Below are 6,000 nucleotides of genomic sequence, written 5' to 3'. Positions count from 1 at the left end.
ATCGGCCTTCCGACGCCAACACCGGCGGCGGCGTTGAGATCGACCCGGTCGCGGCCGCAATCCGCAAGGCTGAAGCGCCTCGTCCCAAGGCCGAACCGGTCTCCTTGAACAGCGCTGCCGCCGCTTCAAAGCCGGTGAGCCGCGATCTGATTGCAAAGATCCAGCAGGGACTGATCAATATCGCCTATGCCGATGTGAAGGTGGACGGTGTGGCCGGCGAGCAGACTCGCAACGCCATCCGCCATTTCGAAAAACACTACCGCCTGCCGGAGACCGGTGAACCGAGCGAAGCCGTGCTGAAGAAGCTGAAATCGATCGGGGCGCTTTAGGGGACTGGGTCTCAACTCTCTCCATTCCTGTGACAAGCGCAGGAACGAGGAAAGAAGAGAGCGTAACAACACGGACAGGCAGCGGCCTGCCGCTTCCATCGAAAGCACCCCAATGCGCCTCAAATCCGAAATCTTCGTATCAGCCCTTATCCGCCGCGTGTTTTCCGCTGGTGGCTTTGCCGCTGTCGAAAAGAAGGGTGCGGAAGAGGCCGGTGCGATCTTCATCCGCCAGCGCCTTCGTGATGGCCGCGAAAACCTCTATGGACCCGCGCCGCAGAGTTTTGCCGAGGACGAGGAAGTCCGGGCCGAACGCCGTTTCGAGACGCGCCTTGCGGGAGTGGAGGGGGAGGAAAGTGCTGCTCTTCTCGAAAGGGAGCGGCGCTTCGACAGCGATCTGTGGGTCGTCGAGATCGAAACGGACGAGATCGGCACTCTCCTGACGCTGGTGGACCAACCGAAGATTTAAAGCGTGCAGCAGCTTTGCGCCCGGAATTGCTCCGGGCGAGGGGTGGCCGCCTTAACCCTCACGTCCCCGTTCTGTGAATGACAGGTGCGCTGTGGTTCGGTCGTTCGCGGCCGTGGGTGTAGCTGTCGGCGCGCCGCCAGCTTTCCACCCGCTCTTCGCATTCAATGATTTCGAGGCGGTCGAGCATGGCCTCGGCGCGGCTCATGTCGCCTTCGGCGGCGGCAAGATGCGGATAGAAGCATTGCAATATGAAGGCGGCTTCGGAAAATTCCATGCCGAGCCCGATGAGGGTGGTGGCGAGCTGCGTGCCTGATATGTCGAGCATGATGCGCTCCGACAGCCAGTAGCTGGACGACAGCGAATCCGCCAGCGTCACTGCAAACTGCCGCGCATCACGCTCGCGCGCGAACCGCACGAGCAGCGCTTCCTGCACGTCACTCAGGCGGCGCAGGCCAAGAACGTCGCTTTCCGGGCGGCTGAGCTGATGCGCCATCCGTTTGATGCGCTGGCGCATTTCCTCTTCCATGGCGGTGGATTTGATCTGCGCGTCTGCCGGCTGCGCAATGGCGGGCTCCGGCATGGCGGGAGGCGTCGCGTCATCGGGTCGCTTCAGGTCTTCCATGTGCCGCAGGCCGACAAGCGCGTCGATGACGGTCGGCGACAGGTCCTCGCGCCGCACGATGGCGCGCGCATGGGCGGCCCCTTGCGTGCGGGCAATGGTGATCAGCGTGTCGTCATCAAGGCACTTCGACGAAATCAGGAAGGGGGCGGCAATGGAAATCGGCTGGCAGGCGATGAAGAAGGCAACCGCCGAAGGCACGTTGGGATGCTGGGAAAGCGCTGCAATGGCTTCCCGCTTGGCCTCTTCGGTGGAAGCGTTGAAAAGCGGCATGAAAAGCTCGGCAAACTGCCGAAGGTCCGTTTTTGACGGATGGGGAACAGTCTCAAAATTCGTGACAGTGGCCATTAGCACCACATCTTTCTTCCTCACGGCTCTTGGCCTCTCAAGTTCTCGAAACCGGTCGGTCAACGCACTACCCAACAAAAACGCAAACACAATATCGGTTCAAATTAGAGCAAATCCGTTGACACCCTGTTAACTATGGGGGGTGGCAAGCGTTATTGTGCGTTTATCAACAAGGAAATTTTAAAACCTTCGTGACGGACAAAACGTCATGGAACCTTGCCGTCTCGCCTTTGTTTTCAACGGGTGCAGCTTTATGAAGGATAAGTTGGCGCCCGGCGATTAGGGTTAACGGATCATTAACCTCTGTCTGTTTCTAATTTCATGGGCAGTATTAGGATTCCATGTTATTCTGATTGATAGAATAATTTCGAAAATGGCATGCCGAAGCCTTGATATGCGCACGACACCTTGCAAAATCGCCATCGATTTTTGGGTCGTGCGAAAACCAGTCTGTGGGCTGGATTATGCGCAATGTGATGGTGATGAAATTCCCGACGCAAGACGAGGCTTGCGCGGTTCCCATGGGCAACATTGACTCCCGAAGAGGAGACGAGCATGGCAGTTATTATTCCAATCGCCGAAGCCCGACGAAGCCTGCGCCCGGCCGGAATGTCCGGCAAGGTTATGGGCCCGGCAAAGGTCGTGCTGTTTACCGGCGTGCGTTATGAAAAACGCGATACGGAACCGGCTGGCAAGGATGCGCGCAAGCGCAAGCCCGCACCGGAAACCGTCTTCAAATCCTGATTACGCTTGGTTGACCGGCGCTATTTCCAAGGTGTCGGCTGACATTTCGCCTCGTTCAGGAACCGTTCCGCTTCTTCCCCGAAGCTCGGCTGCGGCACCATGGTCCGCAACACCACATACCCTTCCGTCTGATCCGATTCCGCCAGAATGGCCTGTGAAAGCGATGGCGGCTGGGCCTTGCGAATGGCCGCGATCTGCACCGAATCCGCCACCAGAATATCCATCACCCCGCCTGCGGACGTGCGGTCGTTCATGCTGAACACCTCGTTCGACGCCTTGTCGTAAACCGCGACCGACCAGAAGGGCACCGCGCCGATGGCCGTCAGCCTGACGGGCTTTTCCTCGATATTGAAGGTGCAGACGGCAACCCGCATGAAGGGATCGCCGCTTCCCAGTGTCTTTTTCTCCGTCGTTTCTTCGAGAAGATGAAACTGATGCGGCTTACCTTCCGCCAAGGCGCGGGTATAGGCGTCGCGATTGCTGAAATGCGGTATCGCCAGAAGAATGACAACATGCAGCACGGCGGCGGCGACAAGGCCGGTGAGGATGGCGAGCAGGGTCCTAAGCATTGCCACACCCCAGCTTGCGGATTTGCGGCATGGCGATGTCGATAAGGCCGGAACTGCCGGCAACCGGCGTGTCGAGCAGCGTCATGACCAGCTTGAATGTCTGCCCCTGCGGCACGGCCAGCCAGTTATAGGTCTGGGCATCGGGTGCAATGGTGATGTCGATGCCGCCATCGGCGCTGCGCAGCAGCGTGCGCGAATTGAGCGCAAAGGGTCGTCCGGCATCTTCCGCCAGAACATTGCCCTGCTGGTCGGCGGTATAGAGCGTCCAGAACCGCGAGGGCGGCACGGCGCCCGCCAGCTGGTAACGGCATTCGCCGGTCAGACGCTGGCCGTCGCTGTCGACGGAGGCGGTGAAGGCCAGCCCTTCCGCCGTTCCATAAAGCAGCTTGCCGGCATCGGCGCGGTGCGACTTGGCGTAGGGATCGGCCTCGATCGTCTGCGCTTCCGGAAAGGCATCCCATGAGCCGATGCGGATCGAGCCGAAGCCGGATGTCGCCTCAAGTGCTGCCAGCGTCGCGGCAATGCCGCCGCCAAAGGCGATCAATAGGGCGATGCCGACAAGGAATGGAACTCGAAACACGCTGTTTTCCCGTTTTTGAACAGGTCGAGGACTATCACTGATTCCCTGTTTGGAAAATGGTACGCCTTGTTTAGTCTTGATGGAAATGACCAGAAGAGGGATTCCACCATGTCGCGACAAGCCGCCATCGACCACGCCACCCGCTTTTTCGACGATGGCAGGTTCGAGCAGGACTTGGCGCGGCGCGTTTCGCTGCGCACCGAAAGCCAGGATAAGGCGCGCGGTGCCGAGCTGGCGCTCTATCTGGAGCGCGAAATGCAGCCCGCTTTCACCGCCATGGGGTTTTCCTGCACGATCCTGCGCGACCCGGCGGCGGATTTGCCGTTTCTGATCGCCGAACGTTTCGAGGATGAAGATCTGCCGACCGTGCTGGGTTATGGCCACGGCGATGTGGTGCGTGGTCTTGACGACGGCTGGGCAGAAGGCCTTTCGCCTTTCGTGATGTCCGAGCGCAATGGAAGGTGGTACGGGCGCGGCACCGCCGACAACAAGGGGCAGCATTCGGTCAACATGGCGGCGCTGAAAGCGGTGCTGGAGACGCGTGGAAGACTTGGGTTCAACGCCAAATATCTGATCGAGATGGGCGAGGAGAGGGGTTCTCCCGGCTTGAGGGAAGTTTGCCGGGACTATAGCGAGCGGCTGAAAGCCGATCTTCTGATCGCCTCCGACGGCCCGCGCCTGAATGCGGAGCGGCCGACCGTTTTTCTCGGTGCGCGCGGCGGCATTACCTTCGATCTGGTGATCGAGGCGCGGGAAGGCGGCCATCATTCCGGCAATTGGGGCGGGGCGCTGTCCAATCCCGGCGTCCAGCTGGCGCATGCCATGGCAAGCCTCGTTGGCCCATCCGGGCAGATCCGCGTGCCCGAACTGGTGCCCGAGGAGCTGCCGCAGGCCGTGCGTGACGCGCTTGCCGATTGCGAGATCGATGGCGGCCCGGATGGTCCGAAAATCGATCCTGACTGGGGCGAGCCCGGCCTTTCCACCGCCGAACGTGTGTTCGGCTGGTGCGCGCTGGAGGTGCTGGCCTTTGAGACCGGCAATCCGCGCGCGCCGGTCAATGCCATTCCGCCACGGGCATGGGCGCGGCTGCAATTGCGCTTCGTTGTCGGCATCGATCCGGAAGCGGTGCTGCCCGCCATTCGCCGCCATCTCGACCGGCAGGGGTTCAGCATGGTGCGGATCGTACCCGCCGGCGACGAGATTTTCCGCGCCACGCGGCTCGATCCGCAGGACCCATGGGTCGGCTTCACTCTGAGTTCCATGGCCCGCACGACGGGCAAGAAACCGGCACTTCTTCCCAATCTGGGTGGCTCGCTGCCCAACGATATCTTTGCCGATATACTGAAACTGCGCACCATCTGGGTGCCGCATTCTTATCCCGGCTGCTCGCAGCATGCGCCGAACGAACATCTGCCGAAAGAGATTGCCCGCGAGGCGCTTGCCATCATGGCCGGGCTTTACTGGGACCTCGGGGAGGGAGAAACCCCTCCGCTTTAAGCGCCCATGACCAGCTTGAAGGCGATGGCCCACATGGTGAAGGCGATAACCCCTTCGAGGATGCGCCAGGCGGACGGCTTTTCGAAGATCGGGCGCAGCCAGCGCGCGCCGTAACCCAGCGAAAAGAAGAACAGCAGGGAGCCGGTGGCGGCACCCGCCGCGAAGGTTTTTTCAAAGCCGGGAAATTGCGTGGAGATGGTGCCGAGCAACACGACGGTATCGAGATAGACATGCGGGTTGAGAAAGGTCAGCGCCAGGCAAATGGCAAGCGTCTGCCACAAGCTCGCCTCCCGCCTTTCCGCCACCGAAAGCACCTCCGACGAACGCAGGGCCGAATGTAGGCTTTTCGCGCCATACCAGATGAGAAACGCCGCACCGGCATACCGCATGATGGGATCGAACGCCGGCATGACGGCGCTTATCCGCTGAAAACCGAAGACGCCGACGGTGATCAGCAGCGCATCGGAAATCGCGCAGGTGGCACAGACGGCAAAGACATGGGAGCGCGCCAGCCCCTGCTTCAGAACGAAAGCATTCTGCGCGCCGATGGCAACGATGAGGCTGAGACCCATCGTCAGGCCGGTGAAGAAGATCTGAATGTCCATGTGCTGGCTGCTGCCTTTTGTCTCTGCCTGTGCGGATGGATGATGCCACCGCTTCCAGACCGAGTGCTTTGATATTTCCCTCACATGGTTTAATCAAATTAAACAAACTCAGTTCAAGTAAGTAAAAATAATGACGGGCAAAAACTATACGACAGGGCGATTTCATGTGCGGGCACCTCGCCTGACCCTCATTCCTGTGACAAGGACAGGAATGAGGGAAGAGGAGAGTGCTACTGCTACTGC

At 60.1% G+C, this 6,000-nt stretch carries 8 protein-coding genes; 4 read left to right on the top strand and 4 right to left on the bottom strand.

Annotation, left to right across the window (positions count from 1 at the left end; all coding sequences use genetic code 11):
• Together T18_RS27535 and T18_RS04815 are read left to right on the top strand one after the other, a co-directional pair.
• Positions 1–329: peptidoglycan-binding domain-containing protein (locus T18_RS27535; protein WP_323455189.1), on the top strand; the 329-nt coding region annotated here is incomplete at its 5' end.
• 112 nt (positions 330–441) lie between these two features.
• On the top strand, positions 442–795 hold the full coding sequence (locus T18_RS04815; RefSeq protein WP_003512046.1) for a DUF1491 family protein: 354 nt from the start codon (positions 442–444) through the stop codon (positions 793–795).
• 58 nt (positions 796–853) lie between these two features.
• On the opposite strand, the gene T18_RS04810 is transcribed toward T18_RS04815, so the two are convergent.
• Complete coding sequence (locus T18_RS04810; protein ID WP_162163072.1) at positions 854–1,762, bottom strand: DUF2336 domain-containing protein; 909 nt, start codon at positions 1,760–1,762, stop codon at positions 854–856.
• Between the two features lie 555 nt (positions 1,763–2,317).
• Between T18_RS04810 and T18_RS04805 the strand changes: the two genes are divergently transcribed.
• Positions 2,318–2,506, top strand: coding sequence for a hypothetical protein (locus tag T18_RS04805; protein ID WP_038490312.1), 189 nt, complete (start codon positions 2,318–2,320; stop codon positions 2,504–2,506).
• A gap of 20 nt (positions 2,507–2,526) precedes the next feature.
• Here T18_RS04805 and T18_RS04800 read toward each other — a convergent pair whose 3' ends face one another.
• On the bottom strand, positions 2,527–3,075 hold the full coding sequence (locus T18_RS04800) for a membrane protein (RefSeq protein WP_013635715.1): 549 nt from the start codon (positions 3,073–3,075) through the stop codon (positions 2,527–2,529).
• Complete coding sequence (locus T18_RS04795) at positions 3,068–3,655, bottom strand: DUF1214 domain-containing protein (protein WP_003512054.1); 588 nt, start codon at positions 3,653–3,655, stop codon at positions 3,068–3,070. Before T18_RS04795 ends, T18_RS04800 begins: the two co-directional genes overlap by 8 nt.
• Before the next feature lie 108 nt (positions 3,656–3,763).
• On the opposite strand from T18_RS04795, the gene T18_RS04790 reads away from it, so the two are divergent.
• Positions 3,764–5,152 carry a M20 family metallopeptidase gene (locus T18_RS04790; protein WP_038490316.1) on the top strand — a complete coding sequence of 463 codons (1,389 nt, stop codon included), beginning with the start codon at positions 3,764–3,766 and terminating at the stop codon, positions 5,150–5,152.
• Here the strand turns inward: T18_RS04790 and T18_RS04785 are convergent.
• Entirely contained in the window at positions 5,149–5,757 is a 609-nt protein-coding gene (locus T18_RS04785; RefSeq protein ID WP_038490318.1) for a LysE/ArgO family amino acid transporter, read from the bottom strand. The two genes, T18_RS04790 and T18_RS04785, sit on opposite strands and share 4 nt — an antisense overlap.
• Positions 5,758–6,000 lie beyond the last annotated feature (243 nt).

The organism is Rhizobium sp. TBD182, from assembly GCF_001950375.1.
Lineage (GTDB): Bacteria > Pseudomonadota > Alphaproteobacteria > Rhizobiales > Rhizobiaceae > Agrobacterium > Agrobacterium tumefaciens.
Note: the sequence above shows the minus strand (reverse complement) of the source record. Positions and strands in the feature narration are given on the sequence as shown.